Genomic DNA, 23017 nt, shown 5'->3' with positions numbered 1-23017 from the left:
AGCGGGGCGAACTGGGTTCTAAGGAACAATCAAATCAATAGATTAAATAGGACAGGGTCTTTGTTCAGCTCGAGAAATTGAAAGCCTTTTTTATTCATGCGGTCAACTAGAGGGTTGTAATCCTCTTTGTATTTAAGCTCAATGCCGACTAGTGCGGGACCGTTGTCCTTATTGGATTTTTTGGTGTACTCGAAGCGGGTAATATCATCGTTTGGCCCCAGTACTTGATCCAGAAATTCCCGGAGAGCTCCGGCGCGCTGCGGAAAGCTGACCATAAAGTAATGTTTATAGCCTTCATAGATCAGGGATCGCTCTTTGATCTCCTGCATCCGGTCCACATCATTGTTGCCGCCGCTCACGACGCAAATGACCGTTTTGCCTTGAATTTGCTCCCGATAGGCTTCAAGCGCTGCGATGGACAAAGCGCCTGCCGGCTCAGCTACAATCGCGTTCTCATTGTATAAGTCCAGCATCGTGGTACATACTTTGCCTTCGGGTACGGCAATGACATCGTCAAGCTGGTCTCTACAAAGCTCGAAGGTCAGATCTCCAATTCGTTTGACGGCCGCGCCATCTACGAATTTATCGATTTGGTCCAGCGGGGTGACCTTGCCCGCATCAAGTGAAGCTCTGAGCGACTGTGCGCCTTCTGGCTCTACGCCAATGACTTGCGTCGAGGGAGAGACGATTTTGACATAGGAGGACACGCCTGCAGCAAGCCCGCCTCCACCAACGGTCACAAAGACAAAGTCAGGTACGGTATCGGAAGCTTCCATAAATTCTTGAGCAATGGTACCGTTGCCTGCAACGATTTTCGGATCATCGAAAGGGTGAATGAAAGCCATGCCGCTGCGATTGCTTTCGGCTACCGCCTCGGCATAGGCATCATCGAAGGTGTCTCCGGTGAGGATGACCTCTACCTGGGAACCGCCAAAGAAACTGACCTGGGATACCTTTTGGCGCGGAGTCGTGCTTGGCATATAAATTTTGCCTGGAATGCCCAGCGTTTGGCAGGAGTAGGCTACGCCTTGCGCGTGGTTGCCTGCACTTGCACAGACAACGCCTTTGGCTAGCGTCTCGGGCGAAAGTGAGCGCATCAGATGATAGGCTCCTCGTATTTTGAACGAGCGGACAATCTGCAGGTCCTCGCGCTTCAGCAGCACGGTGCAGTTGTAGCGTTCGGATAACACACGGTTATGCTGGAGCGGCGTCCGTGTAATAACATCCTTTAAATGCATTTGAGCCTGGACAATTTCTTCAAGCCCGATGCGGTGTAATGGTGCGTTGTTCGTATTCACGGTAACCATCCTCTCAGTCTATCTTAAGCGGCAGCATAGATTATTTGATCCATTATAGCACTATCATGCCGAATTGACGCATCAGAAATTTGGATGCGATGAATTGGGGAGGAGGAGTAGCATGAGAAAATTTTTCAAACGCTTGCTAACGACAATAATTGTTCTCGCGTTATTGCTTGGCGGCGCAAGCTGGTGGCTGTTGTCCTATATCGCACCAGAGGAGCAGCTGGATCTGGGCTACGAAGCTATTGATGTGAAGGAGAAGGCGCTGAATATGATCAAAAGCTTAAAGCCGGAGCTGATTCTCACAGAAGCGGATATTAACCATTTGATTAAAATGCATATGAATGACGATTATGTAGACAGTGTCTCCGGAGATGCTGTTATGGGGCTTGATAAAGATATTCGAATAGACGGCGCACGCTTTGAGCTTGAAGAGGATAAACTCATTGCTCGTCTGAATGTGACTTATAAAGATCGAATTCATGCTGGGTTAGATGCCGTGTACTCATTGGAATGGCAGTCTCCAAACATTGTGCTAAGGCCGCAGGCCCTGTCTCTCAAAAAACTAAAGCTGCCAGTCAGCATGCTGGATACCATTATTGTGCCGCTGGATTTGCCGGCTAGCGATGTGGTAACCGTAACGGATGTCCAATTTCTGCTGGATCAAATTAAAATCAGGTTTAAGCTGCAGATCAAGCTTCAGCTTTAACGGTATTAACGAAATAGAATGAAAAAACGACAGTTCCTGGCATAGGCCAGGAACTGTCGTTTTTTATTGCGGGTTCTGGAAACTAATCGATGGTTAAGCCTGCGCTAGCGTAGCCAGCGACTGCGTTGATCAAGGTAATTCCGGCTGCTGTTGCAGAGAAGACGAGCAGCAGACGAGTTCCTGCAGTAACGGGAATGGTCAAGCCAGTCGTAATTCCGCTGCTAATTTCGCCAATAGCTAATATGCCAGTGAGTGGAGGTGCTAAGGTGACTACAGCGCCAGGAACTGCGGTAAACGTGTTATTCGGAGTTGGGGAGCTGTACAATTGAGCCGTAATCGTAACCGTTGTACCTATAAGCGAGAGTGCAAGAGTCGTACTGAAATATGCAGCTAGAGAAGTAATGGTTCCGTCACGAGGTACGGAGAACGCAAAGTTCAGAAGAGTTCCCGCAGCGCCTGTGAGATCGATAATACCGCCAAGAATGCTGACACCAACAGCAGAAGAGCCAAAACCAATCAGACTTGATGTTCCTACCAAACCGCCTGCGATCGTAGTCAGAGCGGCAGGCAAGCCGGAAGCAAATGGAATGATGGCTCCAGCGCCTGTAGCACCCGTAACCCCAGTAGCGCCCGTAGCGCCAGCCCCGGTAACCCCCGTGGCTCCAGTCTCGCCAGTGGCTCCGGTAGCGCCGGTAACCCCAGTGGCACCAGTAACGCCAGCCGTACCCGTTTCACCTGTAGCTCCAGTCGCACCAGTTACGCCAGCGCCAGTGGCACCCGTAGCCCCGGTAACACCTGTGGCTCCAATCGCACCTGCAGCACCAGCTTCACCTGTAGCGCCAGTAGGACCAGTAGCGCCTACGCCGGGACCAGTAGCTCCAGCTGGGCCGGTAGCACCTGTAGCTCCAGTCGTACCAACTCCAGTGGCTCCGATAGATCCCGTAGCTCCGGTAGAACCTGCAGCGCCTGTAACTCCAGCGACGCCTGCAGGACCAGCGACTCCTTGAATTCCTTGCGGACCTTGAGGCCCTTGAGGGCCCTGCGGACCTCTGCGTCCATTTTCTCCTCTAGGAGTATTAATGACGAGTTTCTTTTTCACTACAAGTACTTTATCTCCATGCTTCTTTCTTTTTGGACTGCAGCCTGAACTCGGTTTTCTAACACAGCGTTTCTTGTGACCATCTGAATAACTCAGCGAAAGCACCTCCTTGGTATTTGCCTTATTCTACGTTTGTACTCTATCTATTGATTGGGTAAATGGCTTATAGGGTCGTAGACCTTCAACTATATTTGCGGAATTGTACGTTTGTTGGGGAGTATTCAGCCTTCTAGCTTGATTTAAAAGGATTATTATACTTATTTCTTTGTCTGAATAACGCAGGGGGAAATCTCCGTTTGAACAGCCGAGCCTTAAAGAAACTGATTGACATATCCGTTGAGAATGGTTATCATAATTACGAAAGTGATAATCATTATCAATAATAATGCGTACATAGGCATATAGAGCGGAGGCAGGGCTAGTGGGCTTGCTTTATGAAATGGTTCTCAAAAAACGCAAATCGGCTTTCCTATTGCAGCAGCAAGGCAATGGGAAACAAAGCATAGAGGGAAATATACGCCAGAAGCTAACCATAAATGTAGAGCTGACGAGATACGGCAGCAATGAGATAAGGCAACAGAGCTAATGCAACTTTTTCAGAAGGAGTGAGAACCATGCAGACTGAAACAAGTAAGCCCTGGAATTGGCTGCTTTTTCCGTTCTCATCGGTAAAGGCGGGTCCGGATGGCTTGTTCGCGGCTTCAGTCGGCCACGGTATTTATCATATCGATGCAGAAGGCGGATGGGAGAAGCTCGCTCAAGGAATGGAGGACCAAACCAATGTCAATCGGCTGCAACTGCAGCACGATTTGTTGCATGCCTGCACGAGCAATGGTTTATATGAATGGAATGACCACGCATGGGAGAATGACGGACTGTCGATTCCTTGCTACCAATATCGCAAAATCGGTGGAAGCAGCTACGCTGCAACGGAATACGGGCTGTGGTCTAAGGCTAGCTCCAAATGGGAGCAAATCGCCTGCAATGAAAAGCGGGTATATGATTTTATCAATCTTCCGCAATATTTAATTATTGCGCATGAGAGCGGCGTTTCATTATATGACCGCTTTATGGATGAATGGGCACATTTCGAGCTAGAAACGAGTGTCACCAGCTTGGCTGTATTTAGAGGTCATTTGATCGGAACGAGCGAGCATGGCGAGCTGTTGATTGGCGATAAGAAAGGCAGATTTGACCGAATTCGCTTCGGCAAGCCGTTTATTTTTTCCGTGCTTGCGAAAGGCAATGACGTCTACGTGTGCACGGACCGGGGATTGTTCCAACTCGCTTATCTGTGTAACCAGGTTACGCTTCTTTCCGTTAAGCTGGGCTGCCCGGTCACGGATATAGATATGCAAAATGGAAATTTATATATGGCGACGTTATTTCAAGGCATTCAAACGGTAAGCATTTCATAAATAAGAGTCAGGAAGAGGAGGAATAACGGGTGCCGAAAGTACTTGTAGTTTATGCAAGCATGACAGGAAATACGGAAGAAATGGCCGAAGCTATTGTAGAGGGAGCAAAGGAAGCGGGCGCAGAGGTCGTCTCCAAGGAAGCCTTCGATGCAAGTGCAGAAGAACTGAACGAATACGAGGGCATTATTATTGGTGCTTATACATGGGGAGACGGCGAGCTGCCGGATGAATTTATCGACTTCTATGAAGCGATGGATTCGCTTGATCTCAGCGGCAAGAAAGCTGCGGTATTCGGATCCGGAGATACGTCTTATCCGATCTACTGCGCCGCGGTTGACATTATCGAAGCAAAGCTGAAGGAGCTTGGAGCAGAAATTTCAGGTGAATGCATTAAATTTGAATACAATCCTTCGGAAGCAGAGAAGGAGCAGGGCAGAAGCTTAGGGCGCCAAATTGCAGGGCTTGTTGCGGTAGCAGGTTAATTTAAGCGAGAGAGGCGGACGTTGTGATGGAGCAAATACCAGCGGTGCTACGAATTGAAGATTACAAACTTGAAGAGCTGCTGCGCTGCCCTGAACGTTTCGCCAAGAGAAAAGCGGGACGCAAGCGGGAAGGCGACGTGAATTGGCGCCAAATGGTCCAATTCGCTGCCAGCCATAGCATAAATGATTTCTATGGGCTTCCTGAAGCAGCGCGAACGCCGGAAGCGATCGAAGCTTCCGTCGAGCATTGGTGGACGAACCGCAATTATAAATTTCATTCGGATGAGCATTATTTGCAAATGAAGCAGCAAATTAAAGACCAGCTTAAGGTTTTTCTGCTAAATGGCTCATGCCCGGCGATGCCGATTGTCTTTTTTGAGCAGCTGTCTACTTACGTAGAAGAGCTGGATCTGGAAATATCACAAATTTTCCATTTGATATCAAGAGATGAGGTAGGGGCTGCTGACGATTATATCGTACAGAAGCTCGCGGTGGATGTGGATTCTGAAGCCTTGGATTTGCTGTTCCATATGACATCGGTATTTTGTATGAGTGCGTTCGAGAAGCTCCCTTCCCGTATTGAAGTCCTATCTCTTCTAAACGGAAAAAATATGGTGTTTGTTCCTGACGAAGCCTCGCTTGAGCAGTCTTACGACTATATGTATTTAATCAAAAGCTTGCTGCCGGAGGCAGATGTATTTAAGGTAAACCCGGCTTTTCCTGTTCAGCTCGTCATGTAGCCTTTCTTCATAAATAGAATAGATTTAAGTGCAAGTCCCTCGCATTCTCTTACCCAGAATGATAGGGGCTTTGTTTTGTTGTAGACAGTTGTAGACAAATGAAATGGTTTTCAAGTAACATGGGCAGTAGTCATTTTTGCATATTTGCACATGAAAAAGAGGATGAATCTAATTATTTTGAGCAAAAACAGCCGCTTGCGCATGCTTAAGCGCGTGAATTTTGGAATGCGCATCGTATTGCTGCCAGCTGTGCTAGGAAGAGTCTTGTAACTATGCTCATGAAGCAAATTTTTGCGAGGCAAAACGCTAGAAGGAGAGATTAGATTGTCAGAGGAACTATTACTAACCTTTCGCTCACCGCCATTGCCGTTTTTCATAGAATCGAACCGCTTAACCTACCGGGCGGGGGAGGAGCATCCGAACCGGACGAATCTAGGCGTATTTGATTTGTTATTCGTCAATAAGGGAGCGCTTCATGTCGCCGAAGATAATCACCGCTGGACGCTCGGTCCTGGCGATGTGCTTATTCTCCGGCCGGACCGTTGGCATTATTCCACCCGTCCTTGCGAGGAGGACACGGTGTTTGACTGGATTCACTTTCAGACGGTAGGCGCTTGGGAGGAGACGGAGGGCAGCCAGAGTGGCTCGCTTAGAGGCGATTATTATACATACGCAATACGCCTTCCGAAAAAAATGAAGCTGACCTATCCCGATGAAGCGAAGCTGATCTTCTCGCAGTTGCACGAAGCGGCCAAAAGCTCATCGCATGGTGCATTCTGGGAACGCCAGCAGCGTTTTCTGCATTTGCTTCAAATGCTGGATGAGGGATGGAGATCCGACGCAGCGAAGGCAGCGGTGTCGGTTGCGGAACGGGCAGCTGCCTATTTGAAGCTGAATTATCGCAGTCCGATCAGCAACACGATGCTTAGCGATGTGCTTCAGCTTCATACCAATTACATAACGCGCTGCATGACAGAGGTATTCGATTGCACGCCGCAGCAATATTTACTTTATTATAGGCTGGATCAGGCGAAGCTTCTTCTCATCAAAACGGATTGGACCATTGCTCGGGTAGCGGAAGAAACCGGATTTCGGCAAACCCCTCATTTTTCAAGGTTATTTGCGGCCCATACGGGAATGCCGCCGCTAAAATTCCGTAAACGCTTTACGATGTGAATATTTTGATATCGAACAAGCAGCGAGAGGGCTAAAGCGAATCAAGAAAAATTTTGCATAATTTTTAGGCCTTTAACAAAAACTGGATTCAACAACGTGAAAAGGGTGATCGCGATGATTGAACGGTTTTCGTTAACGGCAGAATTAGGCGATATTGTAGATATGTTTCAGGTAGGGAAGGTTATTCGCGGTCATACAAACCGGTTTAATGTGGCACCGACACAGACGGTATCCATTGTGATGAACGATCGTTTCGATCAACGCACGATGCAGGAGTCAAGATGGGGTTTGTTCCCGTTCTGGGCGAAGGATGCGGTCAACGCGGACCATACGACACTATCCGAGAAGCCTTTCCTGCAACGGATGCTGCGCAGGCAGCGCTGCGTGCTTCCGTGCAGCGGGTTCTTCGGGCAAAAACAAATCGGGAAAGAGCGTGACCCGCGGGCCATGCACATTGTCGTTCCGAGCCAGCAGTTGTTCGGTATCGCAGGTATTTATGATTGCTGGAAAAACGTGAGCGGCAAAGAGGTTCGCGCCTTCACGATGGTAACGGCGGCCGCCACGGGTGCCATGTCGGTTTGGCAGCCGCGGGTACCGGTTATTTTGGACGAGGAAGGCATCGAGGACTGGCTGAATCCGCAAATTACGGAGTTTAGCGGGCTCCGCAAGCATCTGGAAGCTATGGACTCCTATCTCATGCGAGCTTACCCTGTGACTAACGCTGTACATGACGATCTGTTTGAGTCGCCAGATTGCATTCGCGAGATTCGTCCGGATTTTGCATAGCTGAACGTTTCGAAGCTTAGGCATAGATTAAGCATAGATTAAGCATAGAATAAACATAGATTAAGAATACGTTAGGCCTACGTTTCCCCCCGCCCGGCTTCAATTGAAGCCAATCGGGGGGGACGTAGGCCTTTTTTTGTTGGTTGGAGACCACTAGCCATTGCCAATATTTCGACTTTTGACTTCTGGCTGAGAGTGCTATTTTACGTGTCATTTTGTGTGCAGACACGGCAAGAACATTGGAGACATTTAAAGTTTTTTAGGGTGGCTACCCTGGTAACTTTAGTAGCTCAGTTAACATGCCCGGAAGCCCGGAAGTCTGGAAGCCCGGAAACCCGGAAACCCGGAAACCCGGAAGCCCGGAAGCCCGGAAGCCCGGAAGCCCGGAAGCCTGGAAGCCCGGAAGCCCGGAAGCTTGGAAACCCGTAAACCCGTAAACCCGGAAGCCCGGAAGCTTGGAAACCCGTAAACCCGTAAACCCGTAAACCCGACTAACCTCTCTAGCTCTTTAGGATAGAAAGAACGTTAAGAAGAACATTTATAACAAAATGACACCAAGAACACCAAGAACACCAAAAGCACCAAGAGCACCAAGAGCACCAACGACATCAACAACACAAACAACACAAACAACACAAACAACACAAACAACACAAACAACACGAACAACACGAAACAAACCTTTAAGGCTCTTAGCTGTATTCCTAATTAAGCTTTCAAAGAAAACATCTGAAATATCTCAAAGTATAATCTGTTGATGGTGTCAGATATAATTTGGTTTATAACATGGCTTCGTATGATTTAGATGGATTTTCTCCTTCTAATTCAAAGCATTTTAGCTTTTTATGAAGATTAACTGGAATTTTTCCCTTTAATTTATATAATTTGTGCGGAATTGATGGACAAGGGCTGGATTAACGGTATTATTTCCATCTAATTCATGTTTACATCGATAATAACCATTTTAGTGGTATAAATTCCATCTAATTTAAGAGCTGTAAAGGCAAGTGTGTGGCGTTTCATCGGAATATGAGCTGGGATATGGTTTTGGTGATGGTTAGCAGCGTGTTGTGTAAGAACGATTATTGAAAGCAGCTAGGCCCGCTCGCGCAGCAGCTCGGTGGTTAAGAGGGGCACGACCTCGAACAGATCGCCAACGATGCCATAGTCGGCTACGCCGAAGATTGGTGCGTCAGGATCCTTGTTGATGGCCACAATGACGCGCGATTGGCTCATGCCCGCCAGATGCTGGATGGCGCCGCTAATGCCGCAGGCGATGTACAGCTGCGGCGTCACGACCTTGCCGGTCTGCCCGATTTGGAGGGCGTAATCGCAGTAGCCCGCGTCGCACGCGCCGCGCGAGGCGCCGACTGCGCCGCCAAGCGCGGCAGCCATCGCTTGCAGCGGCGCGAAGCCTTCCGCGCTGCGCACGCCACGTCCGCCGGATACGACGACGTCGGCTTCGGCGAGATCAAGCTGACCGCCGGCGCGGCGCACAAGGCTGCGCACGGCGGTGTACAGCTGCGGCACCGTGAACGGCAGAGCCGTAACGGTGCCGGTCTGCTCGGCGGCGTCCCTTGGCTCGGCCGCCGGCAGGTTGTTCGGGCGCACCGTGATGACCCACGGGTGGCCCGGCGCAAAGCTGCGCCGCTCGAACGCCTTGCCGGCGTAGAGCGGGCGAATGAAGCCGACGTCGCTGCCATCGCCAGAGGCTTCGATGGCGGTGACGTCGGCGATGTGGCCGGCGCCATAGGCAGCGGCCACCCGGGGCGCGAGCTCGCGCCCCATAGCGGTGTGGCCGAGCAACAGCGCGTCCGGCTGCACCGCAGCCATGGCTGCGCCCAGGGCGGCGATGTACGCCTCGGGCGCGAAGGCGCGAAGGGCCGGATCGTCGGCGATATGCACGCCGTCCGCGCCCCGCGCGATTAGCGCGGCGGCTTCTTCCGCCGCGCCGCCGGAGCAGGCAAGGACGGCATGCACAGTGCCGTCCTTGCCTGCAAGCAGGCGCGCGGCGCCGAGCGCTTCCAGCGCTACGCGGCGCAGCGCACCGTCCCGGCTTTCAGCGAATACGAGAATCGTTTTGGACATGGGATGCAGCTCCTCTCACCTAACTTTGATGCGTATACCCAGTCTTGGAGCAGACTAGTCTTTTGCTTTATATCTACACGGCATAGCGCTCGACATGCTGAATCGACTATGTGATCGCTTATAAAAATGAAGGTGATATTCTTTCCGGCTTCAGGCGGAGCATGAATTTTCGAATTTATAGAAGTTTTGTATCTCAACATCTGAGAAGGAATGAATTCGTAAATTTAGAGCAGCTTCGCCTCTTCTCTCAGCAAGGAGACGAGAGCCGTGGCTTGTTCCGCTGGAGCGCCCGGAAGCCGCTTGCCTGCTGCGCGGGGCGGAGGGGAAAGAAGCTCCGAGCGCGAGGTGCGTGGAGAAACGCTTTCAGTTGAGAGCGCGGCGCTAGTGATCAGTTCCTCCAGCGTGACGGTGCGCAGCGGCTTGCGCTTGGCTTTCATAATGCCGGGCAGCGACGGATATCGCGGCTCGTTTAATCCCTGCTGTGCGGTAATAAGCGCAGGCAGCGGAATGGAGACGGTTTCTGTGTCGCCTTCAACATCGCGCTCAACGAGCGCATACCGTTCGGCGCTAAGCGTTACAGCGGCGCTGTTTATTCCTCCGTTATTCTGCGCGTTAGGCACGGCAGATGAAGATTTGCTCGCTCTATCTCCCGACGTAGCCGCCGCCGCAGAAGAAGATTTTCTAGCTTCATCTCCAGGCGATGCTGCTGCCCCAGAAGTACGGCTTGTTCCTCCGCCAGCCCAATCCCCTAGCTCCTCCGCGCGCAGAATCGTGACTTTCACCGCGGAGGAGGCGTGGGGAAGCTGGAGCCGCTCAGCGACCTGAAGCGCAACGCTGCCGGAGCCGCTGTCGACGGCAAATAATCCGGCCAGCACCAGATCTGGCGCTAGAGGCTGGATGACAGCGGCAAGCGCCGCCGCGACGGATGAACTGTCATCCGGCACGCCCCCGCTATCCAGCCGTATTGCTTCATCGGCTCCGATCGCAAGCGCCGTGCGGAGCGCATCCTGGGCCCGCTCAGGGCCACAGGTCACGGCGATCACCTCTCCGCCATGAAGCTCGCGCTGGCGGAGTGCTTCCTCCAGCGCATATTCGTCATAGGGATTAATGACAAACTTAGCGTCCCTTTCATCGACGCCGGCAGGCGTTACCGTTATTTTTTCCTCCGTATCAAACGTTTGCTTGAGCAGCACGACTATTTTCAGCACAGGAGATCCCTCCCTTATTTCAGTATTTGCTGGCACTGTCCATCAGTGCTACGATATGAGCATTTTCTGGCGAATAGACCGAAGGCAATCGACTTCTGGGCGGCATGTTCATGGCAAAAAGCTCATATACTTGGAGCACCGCGGCTATTTTTGTAAGCGCTTTAAAGCTTGTCCGGCTGCTCCGCGTTGTCATGCTTGATTCCATGATTCGGCCTATAAGGGGGCGAGGCATATGCATTCGTTGTTGGCCATCCAACCGATCGATAACTGGTGGCATTGGGGAAGGTGGATTTTTTTTGCTGCGGCCGTATTCCTTGCGATTGGCCTATTTGTCCTTGTCGTGCACAGACGGATCTTGTATATGCAGCTTGGTACGCCTGCCCCATTCACCAGATTCAGGCGAAAGCCGGGGAGCAAGTCGAGCTTCAGCGGTCAGGTGCTTGGCCATCGCCGGCTGCTAAATGACGTGAGAAGCGGAATCATGCATTTGGTTTATTTTTACGGCTTTATTGTGCTTCAGTTTGGCGCGGCGGACCTGATCTGGAAAGGGCTGAATGACGGCGTACCGCTTCCGTTGCCTTATTATCCTTGGTTTTCGTTGTCGCAGGAGATCACCGTCACGCTTGTTTTCGCGGCTGTGCTTTACGGAGCGTTTCGCCGCTACGGAGAGCGGCTGCCGCGGCTGAAGAGGGGGTGGAAGCCTTCGCTGGTCATGTGGTTCATCGGCTCGCTGATGTTGACGATCCTATTTACTCTATCGTTTGAAAGATTGGCGGGAACGGAGCTGCAAGGAAACGGGATAGCTGGGGGGGCGCCTAGCGTCCATATCGTCGAAGCCGGTTATGCTCCGGTGAGTGCCCCGCTGGCAGCGCTGCTGGAAGGGGCTGGTATTCGGCCAGGAAGCGCCGCAGCGGATGTAGGGCTGGAGGTGTTTTGGTGGCTGCATTTGCTTGTGCTGCTTAGCTTCCTTGTTTATGTGCCGCAGTCGAAGCATTTTCATCTGCTGACCGCGCCAGTGAATCTATGGTTTCGTCGCAGCACGCCGCCTGGCCGGCTTGTGCCGCTGGATCTGGAGGACGAGGAAGCGGAATCGTTCGGCGCAGGCAAGGTGGAGGATTTTACGCAAAAGCAGCTGCTCGATTTGTACGCATGCGTCGAATGCGGGCGCTGCACCAATGTTTGTCCGGCCTCAAGCACAGGCAAGCTGCTGTCACCGATGCATCTCATCGTGAAGTTGCGCGATCATTTGACGGAGAAAGGCGCTGCCATTACGTCCAAGTCGCCTTGGCTCCCGGCCGGTCTGTGGCAGTCGAAGGCAAACGGGGCTTATGCGCATGTGATGGGAGCGGTGCTCCCCGCTTGGGAATCGGAGGCGGAGGGCCGAACGAGCATCGAACCGACGATGACCGCGCAAGCAGGTGCTTGGAGCGTGCGGGAAGGCGTCAAGCCGGAGGAGGTGCAGCTGATCGGCGAGGTGATTACCGAGGAGGAGCTTTGGGCATGCACGAGCTGCCGCAACTGTGAGGAGCAGTGTCCGGTTGGCAATGAGCATGTCGACAAAATTATTGATATGCGCCGTTACCTTGTTTTGATGGAGGGCAAAATGCCGTCCGATGGGCAGCGCGCCCTTCAGAACATCGAGCGGCAGAGCAATCCGTGGGGACTGCCGCGCGCGGAACGGGCGGCATGGATTACCGATTGCGAGACCCGCACGGGGATCAGGGTCAAGACGATGCAGGAGGTGAAGAATCGGGGAGAGAAAGTGGATATTTTGCTGTGGGCGGGCTCGATGGGAGCTTACGACATGCGCAGCCGCCGTGTGCTGTACGATATTGTAAGGCTGCTGGATCAAGCGGGTGTCAGCTACGCGACGCTTGGCCTAGAGGAGAAGAGCTCCGGCGATACGGCAAGGAGAATCGGCAATGAGCTGCTGTTTCAGGAGCTTTGCCGCGAGAATATCGGGACGCTCTCCAAATATGGCGTTACGCATATTGTCACCCCTTGCCCGCATACCTACAACACGTTCAAAAACGAATATCCTGATTTTGGCCTGAACCCGGATATCGTGGTGGAGCATCATACCGAGCTGCTGGCGCGGCTGCTGGAGGAGGGCTCGCTGCTTCCGGTGCATACGATTGATGAACGCGTCACGGTACATGATTCCTGCTACCTCGGCCGCTATAACGACACCTATGAAGCTCCGCGCAATTTACTGCGCGCCATTCCCGGCGTGTCGATTGAGGAGATGGAACGCTCGCGCTCCAATGGGATGTGCTGTGGAGCTGGCGGAGGCCTGATGTGGATGGAAGAGCATTCCGGCACGCGCGTGAACCTGGCGAGGGTGGCCCAAGCGCTGGAGGTGAAGCCGTCGGTCATCAGCTCGGCGTGCCCGTATTGCCTGACGATGATGGAGGATGGATTGAAGGCGCTGTCCGAGGGCGAGAAAGTCATTGCGCGTGACGTGGCGGAGCTGCTTGCGGAGAGCGTGTTCGGGGAATAGGAAAGAGCCGCAAGGGTTTGCTAACCAAAGCGATCATGGTTCATAGAGGTAATCTCGGTATGAATTCTGGGGCTTTCACTGAGAAAAAGAAGGAGGCTGCCTATGGCGCTGCAAGCATCACCTAAACATGCAAGTTCCATTCGCCAAGCTGCCGTTATCGGCTCAGGCGTGATGGGGGCGGGCATCGCCGCCCATCTGGCGAATGCGGGCATGCGCGTAAGCCTGCTGGACGTCGTCCCGCAGACGTTGACAGAAGAAGAGGAGCGGCAGGGCCTTGCGCTCGCGGATGCCAAGGTTCGGAGCCGGCTGGCGAGCGCGGCCATTGCGAGGATGGGCAAGGCCCAGCCGGCACAGCTGTATGATCCGTCGTGGTCGTCGCGCATTACGCCGGGAAATTTGACGGATCATTTGGCCTTGCTTGGCGAGGCGGACTGGATTATTGAGGCGGTTGTCGAGCGGCTTGAAGTCAAGCGTGAGGTGCTTAGCATCATTGAAGCTGCCCGCAAGCCTGGGGCGATTGTATCCACCAACACCTCGGGTTTATCGGCTGCATCCATGGCGGAGGAGAGGAGCGAGGAGTTTCGGCAGCATTTTGGCGTCACGCATTTTTTTAACCCGCCTAGGTATATGAAGCTTGTTGAAATCGTACCGACTGCGGATACGGCTCCAGCGGTTGTTAGCCTGCTTAAGGAGGTGTGCGAGAAGAGGCTTGGCAAAGGCGTGGTCATTGCGAAGGATACGCCAAACTTTATCGCCAACCGAATTGGCACTTACGGCATGCTGGTGACCCTTCAGGATGCGCTGGCTTTCGGGCTGACGGTAGAGGAGACGGATGCCTTGACTGGCCCAGCCATGGGCAGGCCAAAAACAGCAACGCTGCGGATGCTGGATCTGGTGGGGCTGGATACGCTGCTTCATGTCGTGGACAACGTGCGGGAGAGAAGCGGCGACCCGCTGGAGCAAGCGGTTTTTGCAAGGCCGCAGTTGTTGGAACAGCTGGCCTCGTCCGGCCGCATTGGAGAAAAGTCCGGGGCAGGATTCTACCGAAAGGTGAAGGGGAAGGGCGGCAGCGAGATTGAAGCCTTAAGGCTGGATACGCTCGAATATGGCCCGAAGCGGTCGGTCAGCTCGCCTGTAATCGACGCTTCCAAAGCGGCGAAGGGAGCGGCGGCCAAGGTAAAGGCGCTGCTGCGAACCGATCCGCAGGATCGCTATGCGAGGTTCGCATGGTCAACGATCAAGAAAACGCTGCTTTACGCGGCCGCGCAGGTCGGTATTATAGCGGACTCGCTCTCTGATATTGATCGTGCGATGCGCTGGGGCTTCAACTGGGAGCTGGGGCCCTTCGAGCTATGGGATGCGATCGGGCTGCGAAAGTCGGTTCAGCAGATGCAGAAGGAGGGGGAGACGATCCCGGCTTGGGTGCTGGCGTGGCTTGAAGAAGGGCATGAGAGCTTTTATAAAGCGGAAGGCAACGAACGCGTCTACGCATCTAGCGGCGCTTATAAGTCGGAGGAGCGAGAAGCGGATTCCCTGTCTTTAGCGGCGTTAAAAGCTTCGGGAAAAACGGTGCTGTCCACCTCGGGCGCCAGTCTGATTGATATCGGCGATGATGTGGCGCTGCTGGAGTTCCATTCCGCTAACAACGCCATTGGAGGCGACATTTTATCCGCAATTCAGCAAAGCGTGAGAGAGGTATCGCAGAACTGGCGGGGACTTGTTCTTGCGAACGAAGGCCGGAATTTTTGCGTCGGCGCCAATTTGATGCTGCTGCTGATGGAAGCGCAAAGCGGAGAATGGGATGAGGTAGAGGAAATCATCCGTTTCTTCCAGAGCAGCATGCTGGCCCTGAAGAGGCTGGATCGGCCGGTGGTGGCAGCGCCGCATCGGATGACGCTTGGGGGCGGGGTAGAGGCTTGTTTGCCAGCGGATCAAATCATCTATTCGCCAGAGACCTATTTTGGGCTTGTGGAAACGGGAGTGGGCCTTATTCCTGCGGGCGGGGGCTGCAAGGAAGCGGCTGCGATGGCGGCTGAACGGGCTCTTATCGCAAGTGGCGGCAAGGCGGGCGGAGACCTGCAGCCGCATTTGAATGCGTTGTTTGAGACGATTGCGCTCGCCAAAACCTCCTCCAGCGGCTATGAGGTGAGCCGGCTGGGGTTGATGCGGCCTGAGGACCGCGTCATTATGCGGCAGGAGGCGCGCTTTGGCGAGGCCAAGCGGGCGGTGCTTGAGCTGGACCGAACCGGCTACTTGCCGCCGGCGGAGGGGCGCATTCGCGTTGCTGGCCGGGAGGGCAACGCGGTGCTGAAGGTCGCGGTGCAGGCGATGCGGCTGAGCGGCCATATTAGCGGGCATGACGCGCTCATCGCGGGCAAGCTCGCATCGGTGCTTGCGGGCGGCGATATTCAGCCGGGCGCGGAGGTGAGCGAGCAGTATTTGCTCGATCTGGAATGCGAAGCATTCCTCAGCCTATGCGGCGAGCGCAAAACGCAGGATCGCATGAGCCATATGCTTGCAACCGGCAAGCCGCTCCGTAATTAGCCGCGGAACAAGCCAAAGGGAGCTGAAAAGGAGGAATCGAAATGTCAGCTGCATCACCGTTTAAGGATCACGACCGCGATGCCGTTATCGTTGCTGCGGTACGGACGGCGGTCGGCAAAGCATCCAAGGGAAGCTTAGCGGAGACACGGGCGGAGGATCTGGGGCGGGCGGTGCTGCAAGGCGCGCTCGCGCGGGTACCGGCCCTGTCGCCGGAGCTTGTGGAGGATGTCATTATTGGCTGCGCGATGCCGGAAGGCGAACAAGGCTTGAACATGGCTCGCACCATTTCGCTTTATGCGGGCTTGCCGGCGTCAACGCCAGCGGTTACGATTAACCGGTTTTGCGCATCCGGGCTGCAGGCGATCGCTTATGCAGCCGAGCGGATCAGGCTGGGCGATGCGGATGTGATTGCGGCAGGCGGGGTGGAGAGCATGAGCCACGTGCCCATGACCGGCTTAAAGCTGTCTCCGCATCCGGCCATCGTTGATGCGCAGCCGGAAGTATATATGGGCATGGGTCATACGGCAGAGGAGGTGGCGAGGCGTTACGGCGTTACACGCGAGGCGCAGGATGCCTTCGCAGCAGCAAGCCACCGGAAGGCGGCAGCTGCTATCGAGGCCGGCCGATTCCAAACGGAAATCGTGCCGATCACGACAAGCCGTTCGGGCGTAAACGATGCGGGCCGCCCATGGTCCAAAGTATTTACGTTTGAAGCCGATGAGGGCGTGCGGCCAGAGACGACAACGCAAAAGCTGGCAGCGCTCAAGCCATCGTTCGCGCGCGAAGGGACGGTTACGGCGGGCAATACCTCTCAAATGAGCGATGGCGCTGCCGCGGTCATCGTGATGAGCCGGGCCCGAGCCGCGGAGCTGGGCTTGCGGCCGCTCGCTGTGTTCCGCAGCTTTAGCGTTGCAGGCGTTGCCCCCGAGGTCATGGGCATTGGGCCGATTGAAGCGGTCCCGAAGGCGCTGGGCAAAGCGGGCATTACGCTCGAGCAGGTAGATCTTTATGAGCTGAATGAAGCGTTCGCGGCACAATGCGTGCCGATTATCAGGGAGCTTGGCCTCGATCCGGAGCGGGTGAACGTGAACGGAGGGGCAATTGCGCTAGGACATCCGCTTGGCTGTACAGGAACGAAGTTGACCGTCTCCCTTATTCATGAGCTAGGCCGCAGAGGTGGCGGGATTGGCGTCGTCACGATGTGTGTAGGCGGCGGGATGGGGGCGGCTGGCGTCATTGAAGTATATGGCGGTTGATCCTCGGGATCAGCTGGTTGTCAGGGCATGAATGGTTTAAGCCGCTAAAAGTTAACGGGCCTAATAATTGAAGGATGGAAGGAGTGCTGCGGCATGACGGAAACGATACGGTTTGGCGGTCGGTTTGTCGTGGAGGACAGCGTGCCGGAATCAGTCGTGACACCCGAGGATTTTACGGAGGAGCAGCGCATGATGGGGGATGCGGCGCAGCAATTTCTGGAAACGGAAATTACGCCGCGTGATGCGGAGCTTGAGGCGCTCGATTATGATCTGACCACCGAGCTTATGCGCAAGGCAGGCGAGCTGGGGCTGTTGGGTGCAGACGTGCCGGAGGCTTACGGCGGCTTAGGGCTTGATAAGGTAAGCACGACGCTGCTTGCAGAAACGTTGGCGAGAGCCTCTTCGTTTGCGCTTTCGGTAGGCGCCCATACCGGCATCGGAACACTGCCGATCGTGTTTTTTGGCACACCAGCCCAAAAGAAAACCTATCTTCCGGCGCTCGCCACCGGAGAACGAATTGCCGCCTATTGCCTGACAGAGCCAGCCTCCGGATCGGATGCCCTGGGTGCGAAAACGACGGCTAGACTTTCGCCAGACGGCAAGTTTTACGTGCTGAACGGATCTAAGCTCTACATCACGAATGCGGGTTTTGCTGATCTGTTTATCGTATATGCAAAGGTGGATGGCGAGTATTTTACCGCATTTATCGTAGAGAAAGGCATGGCGGGGTTCAGTATTGGGCCAGAGGAGCATAAGATGGGCATCAAGGGTTCTTCGACGCGCCCTTTGTTTTTTGAAGATGTGCCGGTACCCGTCGAAAATGTGCTGGGGGAGGTTGGCAAAGGGCATCATATCGCCTTCAATATTTTGAATATTGGACGCTTTAAGCTTGGGGCAGCTTGTCTTGGCTCATCCAAGGAGACGATTGAGCTGGCGTCCGCCTATGCCAATACGCGCAAGCAGTTCGGCAGGGCGATTTCTTCCTATCCGCTCATCGGCGCCAAGCTGGCAGACATGAATATCCGCACCTATGTGCTCGAAAGCATGGTGTACCGGACCGCGGGCTGGATCGATGCGATGCTGCGGACCGCGGAGGATTCTGATGGAACGCCAGACGATGGAATGAAGATAGCGAAGGCCATCGGTGAGTATGCCATTGAATGCTCGATCGTTAAAGTATTTGCATCCGAAGCACTCGACTTTGTTGCGGACGAAGGGGTGCAAATTCATGGCGGATACGGCTATATCCGTGATTATAAGGTGGAGAGAATCTACAGGGATTCGCGGATTAATCGGATTTTTGAAGGGACGAACGAAATTAATCGGATGCTTATTCCGGGCACGCTGATGAAAAAAGCTTTAAAAGGAGAGCTGCCGCTGCTCCGCAAGATTCGCTCGCTGCAAGCGGAGCTGATCCAGCCCATGCCGCTGCCTCCCTTCGAGAAGCCGCTTAGCAAGGAAGCCTATCGGCTCGCTCAAGCGAAAAAAACGTTTCTCGCCGTGGGCGGGCTTGCCGTCCAGAAGCTTGGGCTGCGCCTAGAACAGGAGCAGGAAGTGCTGTGCTCGCTTGCTGATCTCATGATTGAAATTTTTGCTATGGAAAGCGCCCTGCTGCGCTCGCAAAAAATCTTGAAAGCGAGCGGTGGAGAGGGGACAGAGAAAACAGGCAATGTGGTGGCGATGACGACGGTATACGTGCAGGAAGCGATGGAGAGAGTCGAGTCACTGGCGAAGCTTGCGCTTGCCGCCCTCGAGCAGGGAGACGGTCTCCAGATGCAGCTTTCCATTCTGAAAAAACTGATGCGCGCGCCGCTTTCGGATACGGTCGCTTTGAAGCGAAGCATTGCCGCTCGTGTGATTCGCAGTGAGCACTATGTCTTGTGAAGGGGGAGAGCAAGGATGGAATCGCTCGGACCGCAGGACCCGCTTATGCCTGAAAAGTCGTCAGCCGAAGTCGAACAGCTCGCGCGCCCATGGCTTCGCGATTACCCGGAGGAAGTTTCTCCTACGCAGAGCTATCCCGATCAGAGCATCGTCCAATTTTTAATGAATTCCGTTAAAAGTCATCCTCATCATACGGCCGTTCATTTTATGGGCAAAACAGTAACTTATCGCGTACTGTATGACGATGCTGTCCGGCTCGCATACGGCTTGCAGTCTCTTGGCGTGGCTAAAGGGGATCGGGTAGCGATCATGCTTCCGAACTGCCCGCAGGCGGTTATCGCTTATTATGGGGTGCTGCTTGCGGGAGGAGTGGTCGTTCAGACTAATCCGCTTTACGTGGAACGGGAACTGGAGCACCAGCTCGCGGATAGCGGTGCCGTTGCCATTATTACGGTTGATTTGCTGTATGCCCGCTTGTCCCGGGTACGCGGCAAGGTACCGGAGACCGGACCGCTGCCGAAGCTTCGCCATGCCGTTATCACGTCGATGAAGGACGGGCTGCCTTTTCCAAAAAGCTTGCTGTATCCGATAAAGCAGCGCAAGGATGGGTTTCGGGATGATATTCCTTATGGAAGCTTTGGAGTTGTAGCCTACAAGAAGCTGCTGTCAGCGAGGAAAGAGTCGGCGGAGCTTCCCGAGCCTGCGAAGGGAGCTGAGCTTGCCGCGCTTCAGTATACGGGCGGCACAACAGGTACGCCAAAGGGCGTGATGCTGACGCATCGCAACTTAGTTGCGAATACGATGCAAATCTCAGCCTGGTGCTACAAAGCGGAGGATGGCAAGGAACGTTTTCTTGCAGCATTGCCCCTGTTTCATGTATTTGGATTAACGGTATTAATGAATATGTCTGTGCTGCGTGCCGGCACGCTGATCCTTCTTCCGCGCTTTGATGCGGAGGCAGTGCTGCAGACGATTCATCAGCAGAAGCCTACGATTTTCCCGGGAGCGCCGACGATGTATGTTGCTCTTCTCCATCATAAGGAGGCTGCAAAAACGGACCTCTCCTCCATTAATGTATGTATCAGCGGTTCTGCCGCTTTGCCGCTTGAGGTGCAGGAGAAATTCGAAGCGCTGACGGGAGGGAGGCTTATTGAAGGCTATGGCCTGTCAGAGGCTTCTCCCGTGACGCATGCCAATCCGATATGGGGAAAACGCAAAATCGGCACGATTGGCATCCCTCTGCAGGATACAGAGGCTGTTGTTATTCATCCAGAAACCGGTGAAAGACTGGGAGTAGGTGAGCTCGGCGAGCTTATCGTTCGTGGACCGCAAGTCATGCAGGGGTATTGGAATAAACCGGCTGAAACCCTGCAGGTGCTACGGGATGGATGGCTGTATACAGGCGATCTCGCTACGATGGATGAAGACGGTTTTTTTACGATTATGGATCGGATCAAGGATGTCATCATTGCAGGCGGTTTTAATATTTACCCGCGCGAGGTAGAGGAGGTGCTGTTTGAGCACCCGGCGGTGCGGGAGGCTGCCGTTATTGGCGTAAAGGATGAATACCGTGGTGAGACGGTAAAAGCATTTATCGTATTCAAAGAGGGTTGGCAGGTCTCGCCTAGTCAGCTGGATCGCTGGTGCAGGGAACGGCTGGCAGCTTATAAGGTACCCCACCACTATGCCTTTAGGGAAACGCTTCCAAAGACGATGGTTGGTAAGGTGCTGCGCCGGAAGCTGCAGGAGGAGGAAGTAGCTGAACAGAAATAGCTGGGCATGGGTTGGAAGGGAGAGTGGTCGGCGTGGATGAGGATTGGTTTGTTCAAGAAGCGGATCAGGCCGGTCATTTGACTAGACTCGCGGAGCGTGCTCAAGCCACCTTCTGGGGGGTGCTCGGCTGTGAGGTGGTGCAGGCAAATGCCAGTAAAGCGACCATTTGCCTGGACGCCTCGGATCGTCATATGAATCTGCTTGGCATTGTACACGGAGGTGTGCTCATGTCGCTGCTTGATAATGCGATGGGTCTTGTCGTCATGCTTGCAGCGCCGGAGGAGCGATCCGTAACCGCAAATTTAAATACGCAATTCCTCTCCAGCAGCAAGGGCGGCGTCATCTTATGCGAAGCTGAGCTAATTCATCGTACCGCTCGAACACTGACGCTGCAAGCCCAAGTCAGGGATGATACGGGCAAGCTGCTGGTACTCGGCAGCGGGGCTTACCGTATTATTTAAGGTGAGGCTGCGGTCATTTGCTTGGCCGTAGTGGATTGGTTATAATAATAACTAATAAATGGAAGTTAATTGGATGATCCATTGGCTAATATTTGAGCTTGTAAAGCCGATAAATATAGTAGGAGAAAGGAGGCGAGAACATGGTGCAGGGATGGGCAACGATCGTCGTTTTGGGCTTTGGCATTGGCGTAGCGGTCATTGGAGTTATTGCTTATTTAAGAATGTTTCGTAAAGACAGGCTCTCTTCGACGTCGCATCACGCAGCCGACGTCTCGCCTCCAAACGGCGCCGTTACAGCTAAAACAATGGATAGCGGGCATAATAATGAAGCGAAAACCGAACAAGCTGCTCCGCAAGATTAAGAATTGTTCACTTTCATATTCGAAATCAAAATGTTATAATAGTAAGAAAAATGCAAACATTGTGACTCATTGGCCATGGAGTTACCTGCACCGAATGGGGGTTCTTGCGGAGTAATCGCCGCATGCGGTCTCGTATAATGCTGTTTAGGACGACCATCCAACGTAAAGGGGAGGAGATTTCATGGCGAAGCATAGCCAGAATGAAGTCAAGGAAAGCCTGAAGGAACTCACGAGAATTTTTCAACCCAAGGACCCACGGAAGTTTGTTAAAGAGTACATTCGCAAATATCGGATTACCGGTGGCTACGAGGATGAATTAACAACATTGGTGGAAAATGAACTAGGCAGGATCAACTCTTCGGTCAGTTAGTCTCATCATGTAAAATACGACTTTGTAAACTGTCATAAACAGGATGCAAAGTCTTTTTGTTTTTTAGCCACTGCGTATTTACAGACTCAGACTCCGCTCAAGCACTCTCCACTCCACTAGCTCATCTCAGCTTAACCTAACTACTGGAACATATTAACAACCGGAATACACTAACATATTGAAACACATTAACTCACCGGAACACGCTGACACATCTCTTTGTTTGCAGCATGCAATACGGATATTTAGCATCTTCACGATGAAGCAGTATCTAGAACGGATGTCAGTGTCCAATACGATCGATCAGTGTACATAACAAGTGAGCAATATCAGAAACAAAGGAGCAGAATCCGAAACAAATGATCTGTATTCAATACGATTGACCAGTATCCAATACAACTAATCAGCGTCCAAATGGACGTGTAGTGTCCTACATCAATGAGCAATATCAAAAACGAAGGAACATTATCCAAAACGAAAGTGTAATGTCCACAATTAATCAGCAGTACCCCCCAGACGAATGAGATTTAGGCAAGGTAGCTTAGCCCGTTTCATTTAGTTGGAATTTTTCCCTTTAAAATAAGGTGAAATCGTCTATTTTTGTTATTTATATGGAGTTTCTCCTGCTAATTTCAACAAATCAATCGAAAGGCGGCTGCTAGGGATTAATTAACAGGATGAATTCCATCTAAAATGACTATCCAGCTGCTTAAAGCTATTTTAGCGGGAGGAAATCCTTCTATTTTAGAAAAGATAACCATTATGCAGGTCAAGTCCAAATTTGTGTGTAAAATCTCATCTAGCTTATCGGAATGGATATCAACGGTTGTTTCGCCATTCATGGTAGGCAGCCATGTCCA

At 53.0% G+C, this 23017-nt stretch carries 21 protein-coding genes and 1 pseudogene; 15 read left to right on the top strand and 7 right to left on the bottom strand.

What is annotated here, in order from left to right:
* Positions 1 to 29 precede the first annotated feature (29 nt).
* On the bottom strand, positions 30 to 1307 hold the full coding sequence (gene ilvA / locus FJQ58_RS01755) for a threonine ammonia-lyase IlvA (protein WP_139990733.1): 1278 nt from the start codon (positions 1305 to 1307) through the stop codon (positions 30 to 32).
* Positions 1308 to 1419: 112 nt separating this feature from the next.
* On the opposite strand from ilvA, the gene FJQ58_RS01750 reads away from it, so the two are divergent.
* Positions 1420 to 2010, top strand: a complete 591-nt coding sequence (locus FJQ58_RS01750; protein ID WP_139990732.1) for a hypothetical protein — start codon at positions 1420 to 1422, stop codon at positions 2008 to 2010.
* A gap of 82 nt (positions 2011 to 2092) precedes the next feature.
* On the opposite strand, the pseudogene FJQ58_RS01745 reads toward FJQ58_RS01750, so the two are convergent.
* Positions 2093 to 3076: pseudogene (locus tag FJQ58_RS01745) on the bottom strand (exosporium glycoprotein BclB-related protein); the annotation flags it as partial.
* A 454-nt stretch (positions 3077 to 3530) separates the two neighbouring features.
* Between FJQ58_RS01745 and FJQ58_RS32230 the strand changes: the two are divergent.
* The 6 genes from FJQ58_RS32230 (at position 3531) to FJQ58_RS01720 (ending at position 7711) form a co-directional block, all read left to right on the top strand.
* The gene (locus tag FJQ58_RS32230; RefSeq protein ID WP_162341255.1) at positions 3531 to 3695 is read left to right on the top strand and encodes a hypothetical protein; all 165 of its coding nucleotides are present in this window, start codon (positions 3531 to 3533) and stop codon (positions 3693 to 3695) included.
* A 28-nt stretch (positions 3696 to 3723) separates the two neighbouring features.
* Positions 3724 to 4527, top strand: a complete 804-nt coding sequence (locus FJQ58_RS01740; protein WP_139990730.1) for a hypothetical protein — start codon at positions 3724 to 3726, stop codon at positions 4525 to 4527.
* Positions 4528 to 4556: 29 nt separating this feature from the next.
* The gene (locus FJQ58_RS01735) at positions 4557 to 5009 is read left to right on the top strand and encodes a flavodoxin (protein WP_139990729.1); all 453 of its coding nucleotides are present in this window, start codon (positions 4557 to 4559) and stop codon (positions 5007 to 5009) included.
* A 26-nt stretch (positions 5010 to 5035) separates the two neighbouring features.
* A complete protein-coding gene (locus FJQ58_RS01730; RefSeq protein ID WP_139990728.1) occupies positions 5036 to 5749 on the top strand; it encodes a hypothetical protein in 714 nt (237 codons plus the stop codon).
* Positions 5750 to 6073: 324 nt separating this feature from the next.
* Entirely contained in the window at positions 6074 to 6925 is an 852-nt protein-coding gene (locus FJQ58_RS01725) for an AraC family transcriptional regulator (RefSeq protein ID WP_139990727.1), read from the top strand.
* 114 nt (positions 6926 to 7039) lie between these two features.
* Positions 7040 to 7711, top strand: a complete 672-nt coding sequence (locus FJQ58_RS01720) for an SOS response-associated peptidase (RefSeq protein ID WP_139990726.1) — start codon at positions 7040 to 7042, stop codon at positions 7709 to 7711.
* Between the two features lie 538 nt (positions 7712 to 8249).
* Here FJQ58_RS01720 and FJQ58_RS32225 read toward each other — a convergent pair.
* The 4 genes from FJQ58_RS32225 to FJQ58_RS32220 all read right to left on the bottom strand — a co-directional run bounded on the left by FJQ58_RS32225 (position 8250) and on the right by FJQ58_RS32220 (position 11200).
* Positions 8250 to 8390: a hypothetical protein gene (locus FJQ58_RS32225; RefSeq protein ID WP_162341253.1), complete on the bottom strand. Its 141-nt coding sequence runs from the start codon at positions 8388 to 8390 to the stop codon at positions 8250 to 8252.
* A gap of 416 nt (positions 8391 to 8806) precedes the next feature.
* Complete coding sequence (locus tag FJQ58_RS01715; protein ID WP_139990725.1) at positions 8807 to 9799, bottom strand: electron transfer flavoprotein subunit alpha/FixB family protein; 993 nt, start codon at positions 9797 to 9799, stop codon at positions 8807 to 8809.
* A 224-nt stretch (positions 9800 to 10023) separates the two neighbouring features.
* Positions 10024 to 11007, bottom strand: coding sequence for an electron transfer flavoprotein subunit beta/FixA family protein (locus FJQ58_RS33145; RefSeq protein ID WP_274382310.1), 984 nt, complete (start codon positions 11005 to 11007; stop codon positions 10024 to 10026).
* Positions 11008 to 11026: 19 nt separating this feature from the next.
* Positions 11027 to 11200 carry a hypothetical protein gene (locus FJQ58_RS32220; RefSeq protein ID WP_162341251.1) on the bottom strand — a complete coding sequence of 58 codons (174 nt, stop codon included), beginning with the start codon at positions 11198 to 11200 and terminating at the stop codon, positions 11027 to 11029.
* 39 nt (positions 11201 to 11239) lie between these two features.
* Here FJQ58_RS32220 and FJQ58_RS01705 point away from each other — a divergent pair, with 39 nt between their 5' ends.
* The 8 genes from FJQ58_RS01705 to FJQ58_RS01670 all read left to right on the top strand — a co-directional run bounded on the left by FJQ58_RS01705 (position 11240) and on the right by FJQ58_RS01670 (position 22157).
* The gene (locus FJQ58_RS01705; RefSeq protein WP_139990724.1) at positions 11240 to 13507 is read left to right on the top strand and encodes a (Fe-S)-binding protein; all 2268 of its coding nucleotides are present in this window, start codon (positions 11240 to 11242) and stop codon (positions 13505 to 13507) included.
* Positions 13508 to 13609: 102 nt separating this feature from the next.
* Entirely contained in the window at positions 13610 to 16051 is a 2442-nt protein-coding gene (locus FJQ58_RS01700) for a 3-hydroxyacyl-CoA dehydrogenase/enoyl-CoA hydratase family protein (RefSeq protein WP_139990723.1), read from the top strand.
* A gap of 41 nt (positions 16052 to 16092) precedes the next feature.
* Positions 16093 to 17307 carry an acetyl-CoA C-acyltransferase gene (locus tag FJQ58_RS01695; protein WP_139990722.1) on the top strand — a complete coding sequence of 405 codons (1215 nt, stop codon included), beginning with the start codon at positions 16093 to 16095 and terminating at the stop codon, positions 17305 to 17307.
* 93 nt (positions 17308 to 17400) lie between these two features.
* The gene (locus FJQ58_RS01690; protein WP_139990721.1) at positions 17401 to 19191 is read left to right on the top strand and encodes an acyl-CoA dehydrogenase family protein; all 1791 of its coding nucleotides are present in this window, start codon (positions 17401 to 17403) and stop codon (positions 19189 to 19191) included.
* A gap of 45 nt (positions 19192 to 19236) precedes the next feature.
* Positions 19237 to 20964, top strand: coding sequence for a long-chain-fatty-acid--CoA ligase (locus tag FJQ58_RS01685; protein ID WP_139990762.1), 1728 nt, complete (start codon positions 19237 to 19239; stop codon positions 20962 to 20964).
* Positions 20965 to 20996: 32 nt separating this feature from the next.
* Positions 20997 to 21425 carry a PaaI family thioesterase gene (locus FJQ58_RS01680; RefSeq protein ID WP_162341249.1) on the top strand — a complete coding sequence of 143 codons (429 nt, stop codon included), beginning with the start codon at positions 20997 to 20999 and terminating at the stop codon, positions 21423 to 21425.
* Between the two features lie 140 nt (positions 21426 to 21565).
* Positions 21566 to 21787: a hypothetical protein gene (locus FJQ58_RS01675; protein WP_139990719.1), complete on the top strand. Its 222-nt coding sequence runs from the start codon at positions 21566 to 21568 to the stop codon at positions 21785 to 21787.
* A gap of 181 nt (positions 21788 to 21968) precedes the next feature.
* Positions 21969 to 22157 (top strand): hypothetical protein, encoded by a 189-nt coding sequence (locus FJQ58_RS01670; RefSeq protein WP_054026245.1) that lies wholly within the window; start codon positions 21969 to 21971, stop codon positions 22155 to 22157.
* 665 nt (positions 22158 to 22822) lie between these two features.
* On the opposite strand, the gene FJQ58_RS32795 is transcribed toward FJQ58_RS01670, so the two are convergent.
* A partial coding sequence (locus FJQ58_RS32795) for a hypothetical protein (protein WP_238403718.1) occupies positions 22823 to 23017 on the bottom strand: 195 nt, incomplete at its 5' end.

Origin of the sequence: Paenibacillus paridis, assembly GCF_006345825.1 — a bacterium.
GTDB lineage: Bacteria > Bacillota > Bacilli > Paenibacillales > Paenibacillaceae > Pristimantibacillus > Pristimantibacillus paridis.
The sequence above is the reverse complement of the archived record's forward strand: the minus strand, read 5'-3'. Positions and strand labels throughout refer to the sequence as shown.